Raw genomic sequence first — 22030 nt, 5'->3', positions numbered from 1 at the left:
ACGATTCGCTAATTTGTGCAACGCTGTGTAGCCGCTCCTGCGTAGAAGTGTGACGTCGTCACACGAACCGGGGGTGCAAGGTGCATACGCGCAGAGTCCGCGGGGTACCTAGTACAGAACCTGCGGACGTGAGGAGCCCGTCATGACCGATCAAGCCCGCGGCATAGCCCGCAGGCTGGTCACGGTGACCAGGGGCGGCTCCGCGCCCGGCTCCGAGGCGCCGCTGGACCTGCTCGGCGGGCCCGGTGAACGGGCGCGGCTGCGCGACGTGCTGCGGGAGCTGGTCTCGGCCACCGCCGCGATGCTGCTGCACCGCGGCGGCGACCGGGCGGATCACTCATACCTGCTGGACCTGCACGACGCCGACGGCAGGCCGGTCCCGGTCGACAGCCTGAACCCGCCGGTCCGGGCCCTGGTGCGGGCGGTCCTGGCCGACATCAACGGGCGGCCCGCCGATGCCGACGCCCAGCTGGACCTGTCGGTGCGCAACAACGGCGGGGACCCGGTCAGCGTGCTCGTCCTCGCCCTGCTGTGGACAGTGGGCTCCCTGGAGTGGTGCGAGGCCCACCACGCGCCCGCGCCCGCCTGGCTGACCTGATCCCGTCACCCCGTACTTGACCGCCGGACAGCGGGCGCGAGGCCGATATTGGTGAATCGCGCACTTCGTCCCCGGAAATCCTCAGTCATTCTTGCCGCTAAATTCCTGGGCCCCAGACCCGTCGGCGCGCCCGGATCGGGGTCAGTAGTCCTCGTCCTCCGGGGGCTCGGGGAGCGGGATGTCGTCGTCGTGGTGAGCCGACACCGGCTCGGCCAGGACCGGTGATCCCGCCTGCGATCCTGGCGGCGATCCAGCAGGCGATCCTGCCGGGGCGGGCGCGGCGGGTCGCGGGGCCGGGCGCGGCGTCGCGGGCGGGGGCGCCGCGGCGTCGGTGGTGGTCTCGGTGAGGGTGTCGAGGACCTGCTGGCCATAGCGGGCCAGCTTGGCCTCGCCGACGCCGCTGATGGAGCTGAGCTCGGACAGCGTGGCCGGGTTCGCCGCGGCGATGGCGCGCAGGGTGGCGTCGTGGAAGATGACGTAGGCGGGCAGGCCCTGCTCGCGGGCGGAGGCGGCGCGCCACGCGCGGAGGCGCTCGAAGACCGGTTGGGCGCTGCTGGGCATTTCCGCGGCCGCCGTGGTGCGGCGGGCGGTGGTGGTGCGGGACCGGGTGCGCTCGGGCTCGCGGCGGAGCATGACCTGGCGCTCGCGGGAGAGGACGGCCGCGCTGTCCTCGGTGAGGTGCAGGGTGCCGTACTCGCCCTCGACCTTCAGCAGGCCCTGGGCCAGTAGTTGGCGGACCACCGCGCGCCACTCCGCGTCCTTCAGCTCGGTGCCGATGCCGAAGGTCTTGAGCTGGTTGTGGCGGAACTGGGTGACCTTGTCGGTGGTCTTGCCCAGCAGGATGTCGATGAGCTGGCCCGCGCCGAAGCGCTGGTTGCGCTCGCGGTCCAGGCGCAGGATCGTCGACAGCAGCTTCTGGGCGGGGACGGTGCCGTCCCAGGACTCCGGCGGGGCCAGGCAGGTGTCGCAGTTGCCGCAGGCGGCACTGCTCTGGCCGAAGTAGTTCAGCAGCTGACCGCGCCTGCACTCGATGGTCTCGCAGAGCGCCAGCATCGCGTTGAGGTGCTGGCCCTGGCGGCGGCGGTGGGCCTCGTCGCCGTCGGAGGAGTCGATCATCTTGCGCAGCTGCACCACGTCCTGCAGGCCGTAGGCCAGCCAGGCCGTGGACGGCAGGCCGTCGCGGCCCGCGCGGCCGGTCTCCTGGTAGTAGCCCTCGACGGACTTCGGCAGGTCCAGGTGGGCCACGAACCGGACGTCCGGCTTGTCGATGCCCATGCCGAAGGCGATGGTGGCGACCACGACCAGGCCGTCCTCGCGCAGGAAGCGCGACTGGTTGACCGAGCGGACCCGCGCGTCCAGTCCCGCGTGGTACGGAACGGCCGGAATTCCGTTGTCCGACAGCAACTGCGCGGTGTCCTCCACCGACGCCCGGGAGAGGCAGTACACGATGCCCGCCTCGCCCGCGTGCTCGGCGCGGATGAGGTCGAGCAGCTGGCGGCGCGGGTTGTTCTTGGACACGATCCGGTACTGGATGTTCGGGCGGTCGAAGCTGGCGACGAAGTGCCGGGCGGCGGTCAGGTCGAGCCGGGTGGCGATCTCCTCGCGGGTGGCGGCGGTGGCCGTCGCCGTCAGCGCGACGCGGGGGACCTCCGGCCAGCGCTTGTGCAGCTCCGAGAGCAGCAGGTAGTCCGGGCGGAAGTCGTGGCCCCACTGGGACACGCAGTGCGCCTCGTCGATGGCGAACAGCGCGATCTTGCCCTGGTCGAGCAGGCGCACCGTGGACTCGACCTTCAACCGCTCGGGCGCCAGGTAGAGCAGGTCCAGCTCACCGGTCAGGAACGCCTGCTCGACCTCGCGGCGCTCGGCGGAACCCTGCGTGGAGTTGAGGAACCCGGCCCGCACCCCGACCGCGCGCAACGCGTCCACCTGGTCCTGCATGAGCGCGATCAGCGGCGAGACCACCACGCCGACGCCGGGCCGCACCAGGGCGGGGATCTGGTAGCACAGCGACTTCCCGCCGCCGGTCGGCATGAGCACCAGCGCGTCGCCGCCGCCCGCCACGTGCTCGACGATGTCGGCCTGGTCGCCGCGGAACTGCTCGTAGCCGAAGACCCGCCGCAGGACTTCCTGGGCGGCGGCGCGGACGTCGGTCTGGGTCACGGGGGGCACAGCCCCGATCCTAGGGGCCCGCTCGCGCCGCCCGCCGCCCGTTCTCCCCAGCCTGTGGACAACGTCGGCTCAGGTGGCCGCGCGCAGGGCGGGGAGCAGCTCGGACTCGGCGAAGCTGAAGAAGTCTCGCTGCGCGTCACCGCCGATCTGCACCAGGGCGACATCGGTGAAGCCCGCGTCGAGGTACTCCGAGACCGCCTTGACGATCGGCTCGACGTCCGGTCCACACGGGATGCTCTCGGCCACGTCCTCGGGCCGCACGAACTGGGTCGCGCCCGCGAACGCGGCTGTGCCGGGCAGTTCGGCGTTGACCTTCCAGCCGCCGCCGAACCAGCGGAACTGGTCGTGCGCGCGGGCCACCGCGGCGTCGCGGTCGGGGTCCCAGCACACCGGCAGCTGCCCGATCTTGCGGCTCTCACCGGCCACCTGGTCCCAGCCCGTGACCAGGTCCTCTTTGGGCTCCACCGCGATCATGTGGTCGGCCAGCGGGGCGAACCGCTGTACCGACTGCTTGCCGGAGACCGCGACGGCGATCGGCACCCGCACCTCCGGCAGGTCCCAGAGCTTGGCCGAGTCCACCCGGAAGTGCTCACCGCCATGGGTGACGTAGCCGCCGTCGAACAGCGCCGAGATGATCCCGATGGCCTCGGCCAGCATGTCGTGGCGCACGTCGACGGAGGGCCAGCCGCGGCCCACCACGTGCTCGTTGAGGTTCTCGCCCGCGCCCAGCCCGAGGGTGAACCGCCCGCCCGCGAGGATCTGCGTCGTCGCGGCCTGCTGGGCCACGATCACCGGGTGGTAGCGGATGATCGGGCACGTCACGTACGTCATCAGCTCGACGGTCTCGGTCACCTGCGTGACCGCCCCCAGCACGCTCCAGGCGTTCGGTGCGTGGCCCTGGCTGTCCAGCCAGGGGAAGTAGTGGTCGCTGGAGACCTCGAAGTCGAAACCGGCCCGCTCGGCCGCGGCCGCGTGCTGCACCAGCTCCGCCGGACCGGCCTGCTCGGTCATCAGCGTGTATCCGAATCGCGCCATGGCGGGGATGTTCCCGAGCGGGGGTCCACGCAAACGTGCCCCGGCGGCCGGGGGCCACCGGGGCACGTCTCGCTTGCGCGGTTACAGCTCGGCTGTGCGTGTCTGCCGCGCGGGTCTACAGCGGGTTGGTGGTGGGCGCCTGCGGCGGCGGGTCCACCTCTCCGCGCCACGCGCCGGTCTCCTGACCCGCGCGGTCGGACTCGATGTAGTGCTTGAACCGCTTGAGGTCGCCCTTGACCCGGCGGTCGAGCACGCCGAGCTTGTCGGCCACGTTCTCCACGAAGCCCTCGGGGTCGATCTCCATCTGGGCCGTCACCCGGGTGGTGTCACCGTCGATGCGGTGGAACGTCACCACACCCGCGTGCATGGGTCCGTCGACGGACTTCCACGCCACGCGCTCGTCGGGCCGCTGCTCGGCGATCGTCGCGTCGAACTCGCGGGTCACCCCGCCGATGGTGGTCTTCCAGTGCGTGGTGCGGTCGTCGAGCTGCCGGATCTCATCGACGCCCTCCATGAAGTGGGGGAACGTCTCGAACTGAGTCCATTGATTGTACGCGGTCCGCACATCAACACGGACGTCCACGGATTCAGTGATGGTGCTCATCGACCGTGGTCTCCTTTCTGTCGACCGTCTCTGTCTACGTATCGACTACCCGCCCCCGCACTGGGTTACACACTTACGGGGCGGTCCATTTCTGGTTCGCCGCGCCCGAACAGGTCCAGATCTGCAGGCGCGCGCCGTTCGCCGAGCTGCTGTCGGTGACGTCGAGGCACTTGTTCGCGGCGATGTTGACGATGTCGCGCGCGCCGCTGATCGCCCAGCGCTGCGCGCCCGTCCCGTTGCAGTCCCAGAGCTGGATCTTGGCCCCGTTCGCGGTGGACCCCGAGGTCACGTCGAGACACTTGCCCAGCGCGCGGATGCTGCCGTCGCCCGCGATCGTCCACCGCTGCGCGTTGGTGCCGTTGCAGTCCCAGAGCTGCACCGGGGTGCCGTTCGCGGCGTTGGCCCCGGCCACGTCGACGCATTTGCCTGCCAGCCCGCTGATCTGGCCCGTGCGCTCACCGGAGGTCGGGGAGCTCACCCTGACGTAGTCGACGACCATCGACTGCGGGAACACGGTGCTGCCATCGGGGTCGCCGGGCCAGTAGCCGCCGACCGCGAGGTTGAGGATCATGAAGAACGGGTGGTCGAACACCCACCGGTTGCCGCCGAGGTCCGAGGGCGTCTTGGTGCTGTAGACGATGCCGTCCACCGACCAGGTGATGCGGTTGGGCGCCCAGTCCACGGCGAAGACGTGGAAGGCGTCGGCGAAGCGCTGTCCGCCCGGCAGCGTGTACCCGGCGCCCACGCCGCCCGCGCCGGAGTAACCGGGGCCGTGCAGGGTGCCGTGGACGGTGCTGGGCTCGAACCCGACGTTCTCCATGATGTCGATCTCGCCGCTGGCGGGCCAGCCGATGCTGCCGATGTCGTTGCCCAGCATCCAGAACGCGGGCCACATGCCCTGTCCACGTGGGACCTTGATCCGGGCTTCGAAGCGGCCGTAGGTCTGGGTGAAGGTGCCCGCGGTGTTGAGCCGGGCCGAGGTGTACTGGCAGGTGCCGTACCAGCACTGGTGGTTGGCGGGGTTCTCGCGGCGGGCGGTGATGACCAGGTTCCCCGCGCCGTCGAGCGAGGCGTTGCGGGTGTTGCCGGTGTAGAACTGCCGCTCGTGGTTGTTGACGTTGTCGCCGACCTCGTGGCGCCACTTGGCCGGGTCGACGCCCGCACCCGCGGGTCCGTTGAACTCATCGGCCCAGATGACGGCCATCGGGGCTTGCGCCGCGGCCGTCTGGGGGACGGTGGGGATCAGTGCTGTCATGGCCAGGACGGCCGTGACCAGGGCGAATCGCCGCCGTCGGGGTTCCGCGTGGGACATCGTCGTCACCTCGGGATGAAGTTTGTACAGGGTGGCAACAAATATGCAGGGTGAGGGCGGATCTAGGCAAGAGGTGCCCGGAACCGGTTCCGGTGACGGTCTCACCCTGGCTGTCGAGTCCACCGACAAACAGAATCATCAAGACAGTTGGAGTCATCCTTGACAAAATAAATTGTCGGTGAGAGCGTGTGCCGCATGTTGGACGTGACAGTGATCGAGGACCGGGCCGCCGCCGAGGTGTGGCTCGACCCGGTGCGGGCCACGCTGTTGGCCGCGCTGACCGAGCCCGGGTCGGCGACGATGCTCGCCGGACGCCTCGGCATCCCCCGGCAGAAGGTCAACTACCACCTGCGCACGCTGGAGAAGCACGGGCTGGTGACGCTTGTGGAGGAACGCCGCAAGGGCAATGTCACAGAACGGATGGTGCAGGCGAGCGCGGGCTCCTACGTCATCTCCCCGGCCGTGTCCCCCGAACTCGCCCCCGACCCGCGCAGGTCGCCCGACCGGCTCTCCGCGCGCTGGCTGCTCGCCGTGGCCGCCCGCCTGGTGCGCGATGTCGGCTCGCTGCTGACGAAGTCCGCCGCGACCGACAAGAAGCTGGCCACCTTCGCCATCGACGGGGAGATCCGCTTCGCCACCGCCGCCGACCGCGCCGCGTTCGCCGCCGAGCTGGGCGAGGCCGTCACCGGCTTGGTCGCCAAGTACCACGCCGATTCCGGCCGCGCCCACCGGATCGTCGTGGCCGTGCACCCCGACGCCGGGACGGAGGACTGAGATGGGCAGGCACTTCAGCCAGGACACCGACTTCGAGGTGCCCGCCTCGGTCGAGGAGGTCTGGGACGCCATCGCGACCGGGCCGGGCGTGCAGTCCTGGTACCTCGGCCGCACCGAGGTGGAGCCGGGCGAGGGCGGGGTCGTCCGCACCGCGCTGGGGGAGTACGCGCCGGAGGCGGAGATCACCGGGTGGGAGCCGAACCGGCGCTTGGCCCACCGGGACGGGCCCCTGCCGGACGGGCGGTTCCTCGCCTTCGAGTTCCTGGTCGAGGGCCGCGAGCGCTCCAGCACGGTCGTGCGCGTGGTCACCAGCGGCTTCCTGCCCGGTGACGACTGGGCCGACGAGTACGAGGCCATGCTGCAAGGCGGCGCGCTCTACCTCGCCACCCTCACCACCTACCTCACCCACTTCGTCCCCCGCACGGCGAGCCCGTTCACCGTCTGGGGACCCGCTGTGTCCACATGGGACGAGACCCGGGACCGGCTGCACGCCCTGCTGGGCGTGGCCGATCCCGCCGAGGGCGACCGCGTGCGGTTCGCGGAACCGGGGATCGGCAGCGTCGACGGGGTCGTCTTCCACGCCAACGACCAGACCGTCGGAGTGCGCACCGACAACGCGATGTACCGCTTCATGCGCGGCTTCCGGCAGTCCATCATGGTCAGTCACCTGCTGTTCGACCCGGCCGCCGACGTGGCCGACGCCGAGCGCGCCTGGGACGGCTGGCTCACCCGCAACTTCGTGTAAGGACAAGCCATGCCTTTCGCCACCTCCGCCGACGGCACCCGCATCGCCTACGAGACCACCGGTTCCGGCCCCACCCTGGTGCTGGTCGACGGCGCGCTGTGCCACCGCCGCTTCGGCCCGTCGGCCGACCTGGCCGCGGCGTTCGCGCCCCACTTCACCGTCCACACCTACGACCGGCGCGGCCGGGGCGACAGCGGCGACACCGCCCCGTACGCCGTGGACCGCGAGATCGAGGACTTGGCCGCGGTCATCGACGCCGCGGGCGGCCACGCGGCCGTCCTCGGCCTGTCCTCCGGCGCCGTGCTCGCCCTCGACGCCGCGCACCGCCTGGACTCCATCACCCGCCTCGCGGTGTACGAGTGCCCCTTCATCGTCGACGACAGCCACCCCGCCCGGCCCGCCGACCTCGTCGGGCACATGGACGCGCTCATCGCCGAGGACGAGCGCGGCAAGGCCGTCGCCTCCTTCATGCGGATGGTCGGCACCCCCGCCGTCGTCACCGCCGTGATGCGGGTCACCCCGGTGTGGTCGAAGCTCAAGGCCGTCGCGCCCACGATCCGTTACGACTACCGGGTTCTCGGCGACACCGGTGCCGGGCGCCCCCTGCCCGCCGAGCGCTGGTCGGAGGTCAAGGCGCCCACGCTGGCCATGGACGGCGGCAAGAGCCCCGCCTATCTGCGCACGGCCATGCGCACTCTCGCCGAGGTGCTGCCCTCGGCCGAGTACCGCACGCTGCCGGGACAGACCCACATGGTCAAAGCGCGGGTAATCTCACCCGTGGTAACGGAATTCTTTCTCAGTTAGGCACAATGGCGGTTGTCCGCGGCAATCCGATACCGGAATCCTCCGCTCAGGGACACCCTGCGAGAAGGAGAGAGCTGGATGGCAACAGCGGTATCCGATCAGTCCACAGTGGAGTCGAAGGCGACCTCGTCCTTCGTCTCCGGCATCTTCCCCCGACGCCCCGGCCTGGTCATCGGGCTGAGCGCCCTGGTGGGCTTCCTCTTGACGGTGGTGTGGTCGGCGAGGTTCGTCGACCACACCATCGGCGCCACGATCGCCGACGGCCTGCTCGGCCACAACGCCGCCGAAACGCCCATCGCGGGCATCGGCTCGGGCATCGCCTTCGCGTTCGTCACCGGCATCGCGGGGACGTTCACCGCGTGCAACATCGCCGCGTTCGGGGCGGTGGCGCCGATGCTGGGCGACTCCAGCACCCGGTGGTCGCGCTTCGTCGCGACCCTGCGCCCGGTCGGCTGGCTGGCCGTCGGCATGGTCGGGATCTCCGCGCCGTACGGCGTGCTGGTGGGGCTGGTCGGCACCAGCATGCCGCAGTTCGACACCGCGCCGTCGGTGCCGGGCGAGCTGTCCGCGCGCGGCGTGCAGTCGATGGTCGTCTTCGGGGTGATCGGCCTGATCATGATCTACATCGGGCTGGCCGCCGCGGGCAAGGTCCGCGACCCCTTCGCCGGGATCGCGAGCCGCTTCCCCAACGCGCCCATGGTGTTCATGGGCGTGCTCATCGGCGGCTTCCTCATCGGGCGGCCGTTCTCCCTGTTCCGCCAGATGTTCCGGGACGCCGCCGAGGCCCACGACCCGCTCTACGGCGCGGCGGCGTTCACCCTGCAGTCGCTGGGCAACGTGGTGATCATGGCGGTGATCTTCCTGATCCTCGCCTACGGCACGGGCGGCAAGCTCCAGCGCTGGCTGGCCGCCGACCCGCGCCGCCTCGCGGTGCTCACCGCGTCGGCGCTGATCATCGCGGGCGTGTTCACCTTCATGTACTGGGACATCAGGATGCTGGCCCGGCGGGAGATCATCCCGTGGTACCCGGTGGCCCCCTGGGCGGGCTGAGACAGCACAGCGGTGGCCCCGGACGCGTCCGGGGCCACCGCTGTGTCAGAACCGGGTTCTACCAGCGGTTGCGGTGCACGGCCAGCGGCGGGCGCGCGGCGGGGCGGAAGGACCCGCCGACGTAGTACGCGGTGGGCACGAGCGCGCCTTGGTGCACGCCGGAGGGCAGGCCGAGCAGGTCGGCGATCTCGCGCTCGTAGGCCAGGTGCGCGGTGGTCCACGCGGTGCCGATGCCCCGGCTGCGCGCGGCCAGCATGTAGCTCCAGACCGCGGGAAGCAGCGTGCCCCACAGCGACGCCTGGTTGTCCCGGGGCAGCGGGCCGCCGGTGTCCACACAGGCCAGTACGAGCACCGGCACCCTGGCCAGGTTCTCGGCCAGGTAGGCCGCGCTGTCGAAGGTGCGGGAGCGGGCCGCGGGCTTGGCGTGGAAGGCGGCGCGGTAGTAGCCGCCGATGGCCGCCTTGGTCGCCGGGTCGGTGATGACCATCCAGTGGGCCGTGGTGCGACCGGACCCGCAGGGCGCCTGGCCCGCCAGGTCGATGCAGTCCTCGATCTCGGTCAGCGGGACCTCGCGGGTCAGGTCGAGCCGCTTGCGCACAGTCCGGGTCGTGGTGAGCAGCGCGTCCGGGGTGAGCGCGAGGTCGGTGGTCACCCGTGAATGCTGGCAGCGCGCTTCAGGGCACGCATTCGCGATCGTGCTCTGTCTCGTATCAGCCCTCGTCTTCAGCAAGCCGGGCGGCGACACGCTCGGAGATGTCGGCAAGGGCGGCCACCAGCTCAGGTGTGAGCACATCGAACAGGAACTGGCGGACGGTCTCGACGTGGTGGGGCGCGGCCGCGTCGATGGTCGCGCGGCCCTCGTCGGTGAGCGCGACGAACGCGCCGCGCCGGTCGTTGGGGCACTCCTGGCGGTCGACGAGGCCGCGCCCGCGCATCCGGTTGAGCTGGTGGGAGAGCCTGCTCTTCTCCCACTGCAGCTTCTCGGCCAGCGCGAGCACCCGGGTCCGCCCGCCGGTGACCTCGCTCAACTCCACCAGCACGGCGAAGTCGGCGAGGGAGAGCCCGGAGTCGTCCTGCAGCTGCCGGTTGAGTCGGGCCGCCAGCCGGGCCTGCATGTGCAGGTACCCGCGCCAGGCCCGCTGCTCGTCCTCGTCCAGCCACCGTGTCATGCCAGGAGTGTACCGGGAATAGTTGACACATCATCCATGTTCCGCCAGTATCAAGTTGAGCAGTCAACAACTCGGAGGGCGACCACCATGACCACGACCATCGACTTCACGACCCTGACCGGCGCCTACGCCATCGACCCCGCGCACAGCCGCGTCGGCTTCGTCGCCCGGCACGCGATGGTGACCAAGGTCCGCGGCGGGTTCAACGAGTTCGAGGGCACCGCCGTCCTCGACGGCGCCGCTCCCGAGAAGTCCACCGTCGCCCTGACGATCCAGGTCGCCAGCATCGACACCCGCAACGGCCAGCGCGACGAGCACCTGCGCGCCAACGACTTCCTCGACGTCGCCAACCACCCGGCCATCACCTTCGCCTCCACCGCCATCGCCCACGACGGCGGCGCGGACTTCCAGGTCACCGGCGACCTGACGATCAAGGGCGTGACCAGGGAGATCACCTTCCCGCTCGAGTTCCAGGGCAGCGCGACCGACCCGTTCGGCAACGAGCGCGTCGGGTTCGAGGGCGCGCTCACCATCAACCGCAAGGACTACGGCGTGAGCTGGAACGTGGCGCTGGAGGCCGGTGGCGTGCTCGTCAGCGAGAAGGTCACCCTGGAGTTCGAGATCTCGGCGATCAAGAGCGCCTGAGGGCTAGTGCCTCGACCCAGAGCCTTGGCCGTGTATCGGCGTGTCCACGGCGTGGTTGGCAAGGCGCCGGGACGTCCTCGTATCGGGCATACGTGGGCGTTCCGGCGACGCGGCCAGGCGCGTCGTGGGCATGTCGAGACGTGGTGAAGGTTCTGGGTCGAGGCACTAGGTTGGCCCCATGGCGGCCAAGAGCCCTGCGGTCGAGGTTGAGGTAGGCCCGCACACAGTGCGGGTCTCCAACCCCGACCGGGTCTACTTCCCCGCCACCGGGGCCACCAAGCTCGACCTGGTCAACTACTACCTCGCGGTCGGCGACGGCATCGTCCGCGCGCTGCGGGAGCGCCCGTGCATGCTGCACCGGTTCCCCGAGGGCGTCGGCGGGGAGAAGGTGCACCAGAAGCGCGTCCCCCACGGCGCCCCGCCGTGGCTGGAGACCGTCCGGCTGCACTTCCCCCGCTACAACCGCCACGCCGACGAGCTGTGCGTCACCAAGGCCGCCGACGTCATCTGGGCGGTCCAGATGTCCACCGTCGAGTTCCACCCCTGGAACTCCCGGCGCGCCGACACCGAGTGCCCCGACGAGTGGCGCGTCGACCTCGACCCGATGCCCGACTGCGACTTCGCCACCGTCCGGCGGGTGGCGGGTGTGGTGCGCGAGCTGCTGGCCGAGCTGGGCATCACCGGCTACCCGAAGACCTCCGGCGGACGCGGCCTGCACGTCTACGTCCGCATCACCCCGTCCTGGGGCTTCGCCGACGTCCGCAGGGCCGCCCTGGCCTTCGCCCGGGAGGTGGAGCGGCGCGCGCCCGAGGACGTCACCACCACGTGGTGGCGCAAGGACCGCGACCCGCGCCGCCTGTTCGTCGACTACAACCAGAACGCCCGCGACCACACCATCGCCAGCGCGTACTCGGTGCGCGGCGTCCCCGGCGCCACGGTGTCCACCCCGATCACCTGGGACGAGGTCCCCGACGTCGACCCGCGCGAGTTCACCATCGCCACGGTGCCCGCCCGCTTCGCCGCGCTCGGCGACCTGCACGCCGCCATCGACGACACGGCGTTCTCCCTCGACCGGCTCCTGGAGTGGGCCGACCGCGACGAGCGCGACGGCGCGCCCGACCCCGGGGTCAGCGACCCCGGGGTCAGCTGACGATGCTCGCCGCGGTGCCCGCCATGGCGGTGCGGACGACGGCGGGCCCGCCGGGCAGGTCGGCGACGCCGAGCAAGCGGTTGCGGAGACTGATCTTCCACTGGCGGTCGGGGAGCATCCAGCGGGCGGCCCGGCGCCCGGAGCGCTGCTTGGCCTCGGTGAAGGGGCGCATCCTGGCTTCGTAGGCGGGCAGCGCGGTGGGGATGTCGGCCTTCCCGAGTTCGTCGGCGAGGACCCATGCCGCGGCCATCGCGACCGACGCGCCCTGGCCCGCCATCAGGGACACGGCGTGGGCGGCGTCGCCGATGAGGACGGCGTTCCCGCGGTGCCAGGCGGGCACGACGGTCTGGGCGACCTGGTCGTAGTAGGGGTCTTCCGGGCAGTGCGCCAGGGCTTTGGCGACGGTGTCGCCCAGGTAGGCGAAGGTCTCGCGCAGGGTGGCGCGGGGATCGCGCGGCAGTGGCGCCGTGGTGGCGTGGAGGAACATCGTGGCCAGGCCGGTGGCGGTCGGGTAGAGGCCGACCTGGCGGTTGGGCTCGGCGATGACCTGGAAGCGGTCGCCGACCTCCGCGGCCAGGGTCGGGTCGGCCAGCAGGTAGGACGCGGTGTGGAAGCCGAGCGGGCGCAGGAAGTCGCGCTCGGGGCCGAAGATGAGTTCGCGCACCCGGGAGTGGACGCCGTCGGCGCCGACGAGCAGGTCGGCCTCGACCGGGGTGCCGTCGGTGAGGCGGTCAGGGGCGGCCAGTGAGGTGCCGTAGCGGATGTCGAGGCCGACGGCGTCGCGCAGGATGCCGTCGAGGTCGCCGCGCATGAGGCTCACCAGGCGCCCGCCGAGGGCCCGGCGCATGGCCGCGGCGGAGACGCCGCCGCGCGGCGCGCCGCCCGGGGTGGTGTAGCGGAGGGCGGTGATCCCCGCGTCGGCCGCCTCGACCCGCCCGATCAGGCCCATCCGCTCGGCGATGTCGTAGCCGGAGCCGAAGAAATCCATCATGTACCCGTCCGGGCGCGGCCCGGGGGAGCGCTCGAGCACCGTGACCGACCACCCGGCCCGGCGCAGCCACCACGCCACCGTCAACCCGGCGATCCCAGCACCGCAGACCAGGGCCCGCATGGCACACCTCCACTTGGTCAAATGTATTGGGCATTTGACCAAATTCTGGCACAGAGGTGCGCACCGGCCGAAGACGGTGGGCACCGCTACCTGGTCTTGATCACCAGCGGTCGTGGATCAGGGGACGGATCAGCTCGTCGTACACGGCGGTGACCGTCTCGTGGGCTTCGGGGCTCAAGGGCGCGAGGTCGCCGACCGAGCTGTTGGCGTGGGCCTGCTCCTGGTTGCGGGCGCCGGGGATCACCACGCTCACCCCGGGCTGGTCAGCGATCCAGCGCAGTGCGAACTGGGCCATCGTCCACCCGGCGGGCACCGCGTCCCCGAGCCGGGCGACGGCGTCGAGCCCCACCTCGTACGGCACGCCCGAGAACGTCTCGCCGACGTCGAACGCCTCGCCGTGGCGGTTGTAGTTGCGGTGGTCGTCGGCGGCGAAGGTCGTGCTCGCCGAGTAGCGCCCCGACAGCAGCCCCGAGGCCAGCGGCACCCGGACGATGACGCCGACGCCCGCCGCGGCCGCCGCGGGCAGCACCCGCTCCAGCGGCTTGAGGCGCAGGCAGTTCATGATGATCTGCACCGTGGCCACGCCTGGCCGGGCGATCGCGGTGAGCGCCTGCTCGCAGGTCTCCACGCTCACCCCGTACGCGGCGATCGCGCCCGACTCCACCAGCGCGTCCAGCGCGTCGAAGACCGCGTCGTCGGAGTACACCGGCGTCGGCGGGCAGTGCAGCTGCACCAGGTCGAGGGTGTCGACGCCGAGGTTGCGCCGCGAGCGGTCCGTCCACGCCGCGAAGTTGGCCGCGGTGTAGTTCTCCTGGACCTGCTCGACCCGGCGGCCCATCTTCGTCGCGACGGTGACCGAGCGCTCGGTCAGGAAGCGACCGATGAGGGATTCGCTGCGGCCGTCGCCGTAGACGTCGGCGGTGTCGAAGAAGGTGACGCCGGAGTCGGCGGCGGCGTGCAGGACGGCGATGGCGTCGGACTCCTCCACCTGCCCCCAGTCGGCGCCGAGTTGCCAGCAGCCGAGCCCGATGACGCTGGTGGTCCGCCCGAGGCGGGGAATGTTCCTGGTCTCCACGATTCAGAAGCCTAGACGCCCTGCCTTGGTCCCCGCCTCACCACGGAATGGACTTGCGATCGCGGAAGAAGCCGCCGGTCGGCCCGCTCGGCGGGAGCAGGGCCGCCCAGACGACGGTGTCGGCGCCTTGGGCGGGCGAGAGCGGCGCGGCGGGGCCGCCCATGTCCGTGCGCACCCAGCCCGGGCACACGGCGTTGACCTTCACCGTCGCGGGCACCGCGTCGGCCAGCGTGATCGTCAGGGCGTTGAGCGCCGCCTTGGCGATGCCGTACGCGGGCGGTGAGGGCACGTTGTCGGTGAGGGACCCGGCCGCGGAGGAGACGTTGACGACGCGCCCCCACCCGCGCTCGACCATCCCCGGCACCAGCTCCCGGCACAGCCGGTACGCGCCGAGCAGGGTCACCTGCAGGGCCTCCTCGAACACCGCGTCCGGGATCGCGAACAGCGGCTGGGTCGGGTACACCCCCGCGTTGTTGACCAGGACGTCGACGTTCGTGCCCGCCGCGGCCAGCGACCTCGTCAGTTCGAGGACGCTGCCGGGGCTGGTGACGTCCAGCTCGACCGCGCGGACGTCGTGCCCGCCGCGGGACAGTGCCGTCGCCGCCAGTTCCCCCTTGGGCAGCTCGCGGGAGCCGAGCAGGACGGACAGACCGGTCTCGGCGAGCCTGCGGGCCACCTCGAAGCCGATACCCCGGTTCGCGCCGGTCACGAGCGCGGTGCGGGCGCTGCTCACGGGTGGCCCCCTTCGGAATCGACTCAGTCCATTAGTCCACGCCCATGGTCAAGATTTCAAGATCGCGACGAGGTTTATCGTTTATCATTATGGGTATGTCCGCGACCCGTGATCCGATCGAACCGGCCAAGACGCTGGTGTCCATGCTCGCCGCGTTCGTCGCGGTGTTCACCCTGATCGCCCTGATCGGCATGTCCACCGGCACCGGGTCCCTCTGGGGGCTGAGCAACTCCGAGCACGTCTGCGCCGAGGTGGCGGGCGGGCGCGTCCCGGTGTCGAGCGAGGTGGCGCCGGTCGACCCCGCGGTCCTCGCCGGCGGCGTCCAGGTGGCCACCGGCGATCTGCGGCTGTGCGCCCGGACCCCGACCGGCGCGCAGCGCGTCCTCGGGGTGGCCGCCCAGTTCCCGGCGTTCCTGCTGCTCGTCGGCACCCTGCTGCTCGCGGTGGGCCTGTTCCGGCTGGTCGACCGGGACGGCCTGTTCACCGGGCGCGCCGTCACGCGGTTGCGGCGCCTGGGCTGGTTCGTCATGGTGGGCAACGTCGTGGTGAGCGTGGTCCAAGCCGTCTCGGCGAGCCTGCTCGCGGGCTCGATGGTCACCACCGAGTGGTCGGGCACCCGGTGGCTGGACTACTGGGAACCGTCCATCATCGCGGTCGTGCTCGGGGCGGTCCTCGTCTCCGTGGCACGCGTCCTGCACCTGAGCACGGTGATGCGCGAAGACCTGGAAGGCACGGTGTGACCGACGACGACCACACCATCGAGGTGGTCCTGGACGAGGTGCTGCGCGCCCGCGGCATGACGCTGACCGAGCTGTCCGCCCGGGTGGGCGTGTCGCTGGTCAACCTGTCGGTGCTGAAGAACGGGCGGGCGCGGGCGATCCGGTTCACCACGCTCAGCAGGCTGTGCGCGGTGCTGGAGTGCCAGCCGGGCGACCTGCTGCGCCACCGCGCGTGATCGCCCCCGCGTGCCGGGGCTACTATGGGCGGGCTTTGTCTGGCTGATGGGTGTGGGGTGTGGCTGTGGTCCGGGGCAAGGTCATTCGGTTCGACGACGTCCGAGGGTACGGTTTCGTGCTGCCCGAGACCGGTGGCGAGGACGTGTTCCTGCACGTCAACGACATCGACTTCGACAAGCGCAAGCTGGTGCCCGGCGCGATGGTCGAGTTCGTCATCGAGGAGGGCGAGCGGGGCCTGAAGGCCTCCGACGTCAGCCTCGTGTCCGGCCCGACGCGGGCGGCCGCGCCGGTCAACGACTACGGGGGCGACCCGGCGTTCGCCGACGACGGCGACTTCGCCGACCTGCTCTCCGTGCGGGAGTTCCGCGACGAGGTGACCGAGGCCCTGCTGGCCGGGGTCCCGACGCTGACCGCCGAGCAGGTGCTGCGGGTGCGCCAGACCGTCGTCGGGATCGCCCGCGCCCACGGCTGGCTCGACGCCGAGGCCCGCGAGTCCTGAAGCTCGCCGAGGCCCGCGAGTCTTGTGGCTCGCTGAGGCCGACGAGTTCCCAAGCCCGAGCCTTATAGCTCGGCGAGCCGCGCGCGCAGGAAGTCGCGTTCGGCGGCGTTGTCGGTCAGGGCCAGCGCGGCCTCGTAGGCCGAGGCGGCCTCCGCCGCGCGGTCGAGCCTGCGCAGCAGGTCGGCCTTCACCGCGGGCAGGTAGCGGTAGCCGGTCAGCTCGCCCGAGCGCTCCAGCGACTCGATCTCCGCCAGCGCCGCCGCGGGACCGGACACCCGGTCCGTGGCGACCGCCCGGTTCAGGGCGACCACGGGCGAGGGCCAGACGCGCAGCAGCTCGTCGTACAGCGTGCGGATCTGCGCCCAGTCGGTCTCGTCGATGCTCGGCGCGGCGGCGTGCAGGGCGGCGATCGCGGCCTGCAGGGTGAACCGCCCCGGCGCCCCGCGCCGCAGCGCCCAGACGATCAGCCGGTCGCCCTCCTCGATGGCGGCCCGGTCCCACGCGCCGCGGTCCTGCTCGGCGAGGCGGGCCAGCGCGCCGTCGGCGCCGGTCCGGGTGGCGCGGCGGGCGTCGGTCACCAGCAGCAGCGCCAGCAGCCCGGCGACCTCGGTCTCGTCGGGCATGAGCGCGCGCAGCATCCTGGCCAGGTCCAGCGACCGCTCCACCAGGTCCGCGCGCACCAGCGCCTGCCCGGACGGCGCGGTGTGCCCGGTGGTGTAGAGCACGTGCACCACGGTGAGCACCGAGTCCAGCCGGTCGGGCAGCTCGGCCGCCGCGGGCACCTCGTAGCGCACGCCCGCCGTGGCGATGCGCTTCTTCGCCCTGGTCAGCCGGGCGGCCATGGTGGCCTCCTGCACCAGCAGCGCCGCGGCGACGTCGGCGGTGCTCACCCCGCACACCAGGCGCAGGGTCAGCGCGACCTGGGCCTCCTGGGCCAGCACCGGGTGGCAGCAGGTGAAGACCAGCCGCAGGCGGTCGTCGGCGATGGTGCCGTCGTCGGTGGAGTCCTGGTCGGCGTCGTCGGACTCGTCGGGCTCCAGCAGCAGCGGGAGCTTGGTGCGCAGGGTCTGGTCGCGACGGATCGCGTCGAGGGCCTTGCGCTTGGCCGCCGTGGTCAGCCAGGCGGCGGGGTTGGCGGGCACGCCGTCGCGCGTCCACGCCGCCAGCGCGGAGAGGTAGGCGTCCTGCACGCACTCCTCGGCCAGGTCGAGGTTCCTGGTGACCCGGGCGGTGGCGGCCAGCACCAGCGCCCACTCGCGGCGGTGCGCGTCGGCCAGTGCCCGCTCGGCCAGTCTCCGGTCGGCCAGTGCTTGCTCGGTCTGGGCCCGCTCGGTCTGGGCCCGCTCGGCCGGTGTCACTCCCCGATCAGCGGTCGTACCTCGACCCCGCCGCGCCAGGTCGCCGGGCAGTGCCTGGCGATCTCCACGGCGTGCTCGCGGTCGCGGGCCTCCAGCACGAAGAAGCCCGCCAGCACCTCTTTCGCCTCGGCGAACGGGCCGTCGGTGATGATGCCGCCCCGCACGGCCACGGCGGTGGTGCTGGCCTGCAGCGCCTGCGCTGAGACAACCTGGCCGCCCAGCTCGGTGATCCGGTCGCCGAACTCGCCGTGCGCGGCCATCTCCTCCTCCGGCATGTCCGCGACATCACCAGGGGTCGGGCTGTAGAGCAGGACGGCGTACTGCGGCATGGGGTTCCCTCCAGAGCGGTTCTGCGCTACTCCTACCCGTCGAACCCGTGCCCGGCAACTCCGAGACGGGCATCCCGGTCTAACTTCGCCAACACAATCGGCAACAACCGAGCAATAGCGTTTCATGGCCTGCCGAGCCCCCGCACTGCGAGATCATTTACGGCATGGACGGGGATGACAACGTCGACACGACCTGGCCGTTGGGCCCCGCACTCCGACGGGCCCGCAACGCCGCGGGCCTCTCCCAGGCGAAGGCGGCCAAGCGGGCGGGGGTCTCGCGCGCGCTGTGGCAGCAGTTGGAGGCGGGCGAGCGCCCGGACGGCAGGCCGCTGCGGCCCAAACCGGTCTCGCTGAGCCTGGTCGCCCGCGCGCTGGACCTCGATCCGCGCCAGGTGCTGGAGATGGCCGGGCTCGACCCGACCGCGTACGACCCCTCGCGCGCGGGCCGCCCGGTCGCCTCCACCGCCGAGGTGGGCGAACTGCTCGAGATGGTCACCGAGGTGCAGCGCCAGGCCGTCGTCGAACTGCTGCGCGCGATGGTCGACCCCACCGGCGGCCTGGCCTACAAACAGGCAATCCTGCTGCCCAAGACCGAGGACTGAGCCCGCCTCGCGAGCACCCTGCGAGGGTGTTCGGCGGAAATTGTCCTGCTGGTCCGATTGGACGGACTTTTCCGTCAACCACTAGTGAAGCCGCCTCGCTTCCACTTGACTGCGATTACCTCGTTCCGCGTTCCGGTGCCCTGGTGAGGGCGGGTACCGGTGCGTCCCCTGCCTGTGAAGGAGGCCCCTTCAATGATCCGTTCACCCTTGCGCGGCTTGGCGGCCGCGCTGTTCACCGCTGTGCTGGGACTGGCGGCCATGCCATCAACCGCCGTCGCCCAGGGCCAGATCCTGGGCGCGGACTCGGCCGACGCCGTCCCCGGCAGCTACCTGGTGATGCTCAAAAGCGCTGAGGGCAAGCAAACCGTGGTCGAGCGGCACCGGGCCCGCGTGACGCACACCTACTCCCGCGCGCTCACCGGGTTCGCCGCGCGGATGTCCGAGGCCGACGCCCGCCGCGCCGCCGCGGACCCGCGCGTGGCCTACGTGGAGCAGGACCGGATCGTGCGGATCACCGGCACGCAGCCGAATCCGCCGTCCTGGGGCCTGGACCGCATCGACCAGCGCGCCCTGCCGCTGGACAGCAGCTACACCTACCCCAACGGCGGCGCGGGCGTGACCGCGTACATCATCGACACCGGCATCCGCACCACGCACACCGACTTCGGCGGACAGGCCCGGTGGGGCACGAACACCGTCGACACCAACAACACCGACTGTAACGGCCACGGCACGCACGTCGCGGGCACGGTCGGCGGCACGGCGCACGGCGTGGCCAAGGACGTCAGCCTGGTCGCGGTGAAGGTGCTCAACTGCCAGGGTTCCGGCACCCTCGCCGGGGTCGCGGCGGGTGTGGACTGGGTGACCGCCAACGCGGTCAAGCCCGCGGTCGCGAACATGAGCCTCGGCGCCACCGGCACCAACGCCACCCTGGAGAGCGCGGTGCGCAACTCCGTCGCCTCCGGTGTCGTCTACGCCCTGGCCTCCGGCAACTCCAACGCCGACGCCTGCAACTTCACCCCGGCGCGCACGGCCGAGGCGATCACGGTGAACGCCAGCACGAACACCGACGGCCGCGCGTCGTTCTCCAACTTCGGCAGCTGCACCGACATCTTCGCGCCGGGTCAGAACATCACCGCGCCGTGGAACACCAGCGACACCGCGGTCAACACCATCAGCGGCACCTCGATGGCCGCCCCGCACGTCGCGGGCGCGGCGGCGGTCTACCTGGCCGGGCACCCCGGGGCGACGCCCGCGCAGGTGCAGACCGCGATGAAGAACGGCGCGACCAAGAACGTGATCTCCAGCCCTGGCGCCGGATCGCCGAACAACCTGCTGTTCGTCGGCGAGGGCACCGATCCGGACCCCGACCCCGACCCGGACCCGGAGCCCTGCACGGCGCCCGCGTGGAGCGCGTCGTCGTTCTACTTCGCAGGCGCCCAGGTCAGCCACAACAGTCGCAACTGGATCCTGGTGGCGTTCTTCTCCTACAACCAGGCCCCCGGAACCTCGACCGCCTGGGCGGACTTGGGACCCTGCTGAACTGAGCCGAGCCGAGTTGGGGGCCGGGTCCGCCCGGCCCTCAACCCGGTCTTGTCGGCAGCGGTGCCAGGGTGATTCCCGGGGTGGGCAACAAGAATGACCTTGGCACGCTGAAGATGGGCGGCTGGTACGTCGGGTACGGCGGCGCTGTCGGGTACGTGGGCAGGTAAGTCCGCGTGGGGAACACGGGACTGCCCGGGAGCACCGGGTCGTCGTCCTCCTGCCCGACGGCGATGAACACGGCCACCACCGCGAGCACGCCGACGAACCACAGGACGGGCTTGAGCGCGCCCGCGCCGACGGGAGCCTCCGGGAACAGTGACGCCCGCCGGTGTTCCCGCGCGGGCAGGGGAATCGGCGTGTTGATGTCTACATTGGACGCCGCGAGCGCCAGGCGCAGGCGCGGCACCTCCGAGGGCTGGTCGAGTGCCGCGGCCAGCCGCTCGGGCCCGTCGTCGCCCGCGATGAGCCGCGGCGGATCGATCCACGGCGCGCTCCACGCCGCCGCGCCCGCGCGGACCATCGCCTGGCCGACGAGCGCGGTGACCGCGACCCGGGTGGTGACGCGGTCGCGGTCGCCGGACTCCAGCAGGTCGAGCACCTGGGCCGGTGACGGCTCCGGCCCCAGCGCGGCCAGCAGCGGCGCGGCCAGTTCCTCCGCCCGGCGGGCCGCCGCGGCGGCGACCCACTCCCGCCACGGGACGCCGCCGCGGCGCGGGCTGGGGGCGTCGACCAGGTCGGTGGCCGGACGTCGGTCGGGGTCCTCGGGGGTCTCGGGCAGCCGGGCCAGGCGCGCCAGCCGGGTGCGCAGGCTGGGGTGCGAGTCGCGCCAGGTCGGCTCCGGGCCGTCGAACTCGGCGGCGGCCAGGCGGTCGCGGTAGTCGGGATCGGCGAGCATGGCGGAGAACGCCGCCACCGGGTCGTCCGGCGGGGTGGGGGCGCGGTCGAGGAAGCGCGCGGTGAAGTCCGACCACGCCGCGGCGGTGCGCGCGCTCGCCAGCAGGGCGTCGGCGGTGACCTCCTTGCCCGCCACGCGGGCCGCTGCGGCGTCGGCGGCGAGTTCCTGCTTGCGGCGCGGCCCCAGGGTGGCGCGGTCGTAGACCCAGGCGTACGCCGAGAACAGGCGGAACGGCAGGCCCGCGTACATCCGGGTGACCGCGTCGCCCAGCGCGGCCTCGGCGATGGCGGCCCTGGCGCCGCGCAGGGCGACCGAGCCGCGGTAGGCCAGGGCGGTGAGGCGGGTGTGGCCGCGGGCGTAGTGGCCCAGCTCGTGGCAGAGGACGGCGCGCAGCTCGCCCACGGTCAGGCAGGCCAGCAGCGGCCTGCCCACGGCGAGCGTGCGCGTGCCGCCGACCAGGCCGAGCAGCCGCACCCGCTCCATCACCGCGGCGTTGGCGTCGTCGGTCACGAGCAGCACGTCCGGCGGCCGGGTGCCCACCCGCTCGGCCAGCTCCCCGACCAGCGCCCACAGGTGCGCCGTCCGGGGCACGGGGTCGCCGCCGGGCTCGGGGGTCAGGTCGCTGACCCTGGCCAGCGACCGCACCACGACCAGCACCACCACGCCGAGGCCGACCAGCGCCAGCAGCACCATCGGCTGGAACGCGGCCTGGCCGCTCACCAGCACGACCAGGACCAGGGCGGCGTAGAACAGGACCAGGGCGAGCACCATGAGGTAGAAGCCCGCCAGCAGCGCGGCGGCGACCAGTCCGCGGACGAAAGCGACCAACGCCGACCCCCTGCCGTGGTAGACCAGTGAGCACAGCCATTCTC

General features: G+C 71.8%; 24 protein-coding genes. 12 read left to right on the top strand and 12 right to left on the bottom strand.

All coding sequences use genetic code 11. From position 1 onward, the window contains the following. Nucleotides 1-142: 142 nt before the first annotated feature. On the top strand, nucleotides 143-598 hold the full coding sequence (locus ACTG9Q_RS23550) for a hypothetical protein (protein WP_455575032.1): 456 nt from the start codon (nucleotides 143-145) through the stop codon (nucleotides 596-598). A 141-nt stretch (nucleotides 599-739) separates the two neighbouring features. Here ACTG9Q_RS23550 and recQ read toward each other — a convergent pair whose 3' ends face one another. The 4 genes from recQ to ACTG9Q_RS23530 all read right to left on the bottom strand — a co-directional run bounded on the left by recQ (nucleotide 740) and on the right by ACTG9Q_RS23530 (nucleotide 5718). Next, nucleotides 740-2758: a DNA helicase RecQ gene (gene recQ, locus ACTG9Q_RS23545; RefSeq protein WP_455575060.1), complete on the bottom strand. Its 2019-nt coding sequence runs from the start codon at nucleotides 2756-2758 to the stop codon at nucleotides 740-742. 78 nt (nucleotides 2759-2836) lie between these two features. Next, the gene (locus ACTG9Q_RS23540; RefSeq protein ID WP_455575031.1) at nucleotides 2837-3802 is read right to left on the bottom strand and encodes an LLM class F420-dependent oxidoreductase; all 966 of its coding nucleotides are present in this window, start codon (nucleotides 3800-3802) and stop codon (nucleotides 2837-2839) included. Nucleotides 3803-3917: 115 nt separating this feature from the next. Continuing rightward, entirely contained in the window at nucleotides 3918-4406 is a 489-nt protein-coding gene (locus tag ACTG9Q_RS23535; protein ID WP_455575030.1) for an SRPBCC family protein, read from the bottom strand. A gap of 73 nt (nucleotides 4407-4479) precedes the next feature. Next, nucleotides 4480-5718 (bottom strand): lectin, encoded by a 1239-nt coding sequence (locus ACTG9Q_RS23530; protein ID WP_455575029.1) that lies wholly within the window; start codon nucleotides 5716-5718, stop codon nucleotides 4480-4482. A gap of 195 nt (nucleotides 5719-5913) precedes the next feature. Here ACTG9Q_RS23530 and ACTG9Q_RS23525 point away from each other — a divergent pair, with 195 nt between their 5' ends. The 4 genes from ACTG9Q_RS23525 (at nucleotide 5914) to ACTG9Q_RS23510 (ending at nucleotide 9091) form a co-directional block, all read left to right on the top strand. Then, nucleotides 5914-6492 carry an ArsR/SmtB family transcription factor gene (locus tag ACTG9Q_RS23525; protein ID WP_455575028.1) on the top strand — a complete coding sequence of 193 codons (579 nt, stop codon included), beginning with the start codon at nucleotides 5914-5916 and terminating at the stop codon, nucleotides 6490-6492. Nucleotide 6493: 1 nt separating this feature from the next. Continuing rightward, nucleotides 6494-7237 carry an SRPBCC family protein gene (locus ACTG9Q_RS23520; protein WP_455575027.1) on the top strand — a complete coding sequence of 248 codons (744 nt, stop codon included), beginning with the start codon at nucleotides 6494-6496 and terminating at the stop codon, nucleotides 7235-7237. A gap of 9 nt (nucleotides 7238-7246) precedes the next feature. Beyond that, complete coding sequence (locus ACTG9Q_RS23515) at nucleotides 7247-8041, top strand: alpha/beta fold hydrolase (protein ID WP_455575026.1); 795 nt, start codon at nucleotides 7247-7249, stop codon at nucleotides 8039-8041. 78 nt (nucleotides 8042-8119) lie between these two features. Next, nucleotides 8120-9091, top strand: coding sequence for a hypothetical protein (locus tag ACTG9Q_RS23510; protein ID WP_455575025.1), 972 nt, complete (start codon nucleotides 8120-8122; stop codon nucleotides 9089-9091). 58 nt (nucleotides 9092-9149) lie between these two features. On the opposite strand, the gene ACTG9Q_RS23505 is transcribed toward ACTG9Q_RS23510, so the two are convergent. Together ACTG9Q_RS23505 and ACTG9Q_RS23500 are read right to left on the bottom strand one after the other, a co-directional pair. Then, nucleotides 9150-9743 (bottom strand): nitroreductase family protein, encoded by a 594-nt coding sequence (locus ACTG9Q_RS23505; protein WP_455575024.1) that lies wholly within the window; start codon nucleotides 9741-9743, stop codon nucleotides 9150-9152. A 58-nt stretch (nucleotides 9744-9801) separates the two neighbouring features. Further along, nucleotides 9802-10260, bottom strand: a complete 459-nt coding sequence (locus ACTG9Q_RS23500) for a MarR family winged helix-turn-helix transcriptional regulator (protein WP_455575023.1) — start codon at nucleotides 10258-10260, stop codon at nucleotides 9802-9804. 87 nt (nucleotides 10261-10347) lie between these two features. On the opposite strand from ACTG9Q_RS23500, the gene ACTG9Q_RS23495 reads away from it, so the two are divergent. Both ACTG9Q_RS23495 and ligD read left to right on the top strand, forming a co-directional pair. After that, nucleotides 10348-10905: a YceI family protein gene (locus tag ACTG9Q_RS23495; protein WP_455575022.1), complete on the top strand. Its 558-nt coding sequence runs from the start codon at nucleotides 10348-10350 to the stop codon at nucleotides 10903-10905. A 178-nt stretch (nucleotides 10906-11083) separates the two neighbouring features. After that, nucleotides 11084-12055, top strand: a complete 972-nt coding sequence (ligD, locus tag ACTG9Q_RS23490) for a non-homologous end-joining DNA ligase (RefSeq protein WP_455575021.1) — start codon at nucleotides 11084-11086, stop codon at nucleotides 12053-12055. Here the strand turns inward: ligD and ACTG9Q_RS23485 are convergent. From ACTG9Q_RS23485 to ACTG9Q_RS23475, 3 genes are all read right to left on the bottom strand, one after another. Next, entirely contained in the window at nucleotides 12048-13166 is a 1119-nt protein-coding gene (locus ACTG9Q_RS23485) for an FAD-dependent oxidoreductase (RefSeq protein WP_455575020.1), read from the bottom strand. The genes ligD and ACTG9Q_RS23485 overlap by 8 nt on opposite strands. 100 nt (nucleotides 13167-13266) lie before the next feature. Continuing rightward, complete coding sequence (locus ACTG9Q_RS23480) at nucleotides 13267-14241, bottom strand: aldo/keto reductase (RefSeq protein ID WP_455575019.1); 975 nt, start codon at nucleotides 14239-14241, stop codon at nucleotides 13267-13269. 37 nt (nucleotides 14242-14278) lie between these two features. After that, nucleotides 14279-14974 carry an SDR family NAD(P)-dependent oxidoreductase gene (locus ACTG9Q_RS23475; RefSeq protein ID WP_455575018.1) on the bottom strand — a complete coding sequence of 232 codons (696 nt, stop codon included), beginning with the start codon at nucleotides 14972-14974 and terminating at the stop codon, nucleotides 14279-14281. 95 nt (nucleotides 14975-15069) lie between these two features. On the opposite strand from ACTG9Q_RS23475, the gene ACTG9Q_RS23470 reads away from it, so the two are divergent. The 3 genes from ACTG9Q_RS23470 to ACTG9Q_RS23460 are packed head-to-tail and all read left to right on the top strand — an operon-like array spanning nucleotide 15070 to nucleotide 16429. After that, nucleotides 15070-15714, top strand: coding sequence for a DUF2975 domain-containing protein (locus tag ACTG9Q_RS23470; RefSeq protein ID WP_455575017.1), 645 nt, complete (start codon nucleotides 15070-15072; stop codon nucleotides 15712-15714). Next, nucleotides 15711-15929, top strand: coding sequence for a helix-turn-helix domain-containing protein (locus ACTG9Q_RS23465; RefSeq protein WP_455575016.1), 219 nt, complete (start codon nucleotides 15711-15713; stop codon nucleotides 15927-15929). The genes ACTG9Q_RS23470 and ACTG9Q_RS23465 overlap by 4 nt, the downstream gene beginning before the upstream one ends. Nucleotides 15930-15988: 59 nt before the next feature. Continuing rightward, nucleotides 15989-16429, top strand: a complete 441-nt coding sequence (locus tag ACTG9Q_RS23460) for a cold shock domain-containing protein (RefSeq protein WP_455575015.1) — start codon at nucleotides 15989-15991, stop codon at nucleotides 16427-16429. A 62-nt stretch (nucleotides 16430-16491) separates the two neighbouring features. Here ACTG9Q_RS23460 and ACTG9Q_RS23455 read toward each other — a convergent pair whose 3' ends face one another. Next, a complete protein-coding gene (locus ACTG9Q_RS23455) occupies nucleotides 16492-17787 on the bottom strand; it encodes an RNA polymerase sigma factor (RefSeq protein WP_455575014.1) in 1296 nt (431 codons plus the stop codon). Then, complete coding sequence (locus ACTG9Q_RS23450) at nucleotides 17784-18116, bottom strand: YciI family protein (protein ID WP_455575013.1); 333 nt, start codon at nucleotides 18114-18116, stop codon at nucleotides 17784-17786. The genes ACTG9Q_RS23455 and ACTG9Q_RS23450 overlap by 4 nt, the downstream gene beginning before the upstream one ends. Nucleotides 18117-18280: 164 nt before the next feature. On the opposite strand from ACTG9Q_RS23450, the gene ACTG9Q_RS23445 reads away from it, so the two are divergent. Together ACTG9Q_RS23445 and ACTG9Q_RS23440 are read left to right on the top strand one after the other, a co-directional pair. Then, complete coding sequence (locus ACTG9Q_RS23445) at nucleotides 18281-18718, top strand: helix-turn-helix domain-containing protein (RefSeq protein ID WP_455575012.1); 438 nt, start codon at nucleotides 18281-18283, stop codon at nucleotides 18716-18718. Nucleotides 18719-18910: 192 nt separating this feature from the next. Continuing rightward, nucleotides 18911-20260, top strand: a complete 1350-nt coding sequence (locus ACTG9Q_RS23440) for a S8 family peptidase (protein ID WP_455575011.1) — start codon at nucleotides 18911-18913, stop codon at nucleotides 20258-20260. 40 nt (nucleotides 20261-20300) lie between these two features. Here ACTG9Q_RS23440 and ACTG9Q_RS23435 read toward each other — a convergent pair whose 3' ends face one another. Beyond that, the gene (locus tag ACTG9Q_RS23435) at nucleotides 20301-21986 is read right to left on the bottom strand and encodes a M48 family metalloprotease (protein ID WP_455575010.1); all 1686 of its coding nucleotides are present in this window, start codon (nucleotides 21984-21986) and stop codon (nucleotides 20301-20303) included. Nucleotides 21987-22030: the final 44 nt, after the last annotated feature.

The sequence above is a fragment of the Actinokineospora lacus genome (assembly GCF_053813445.1).
This window is presented reverse-complemented; position numbering and strand designations above follow the sequence as displayed.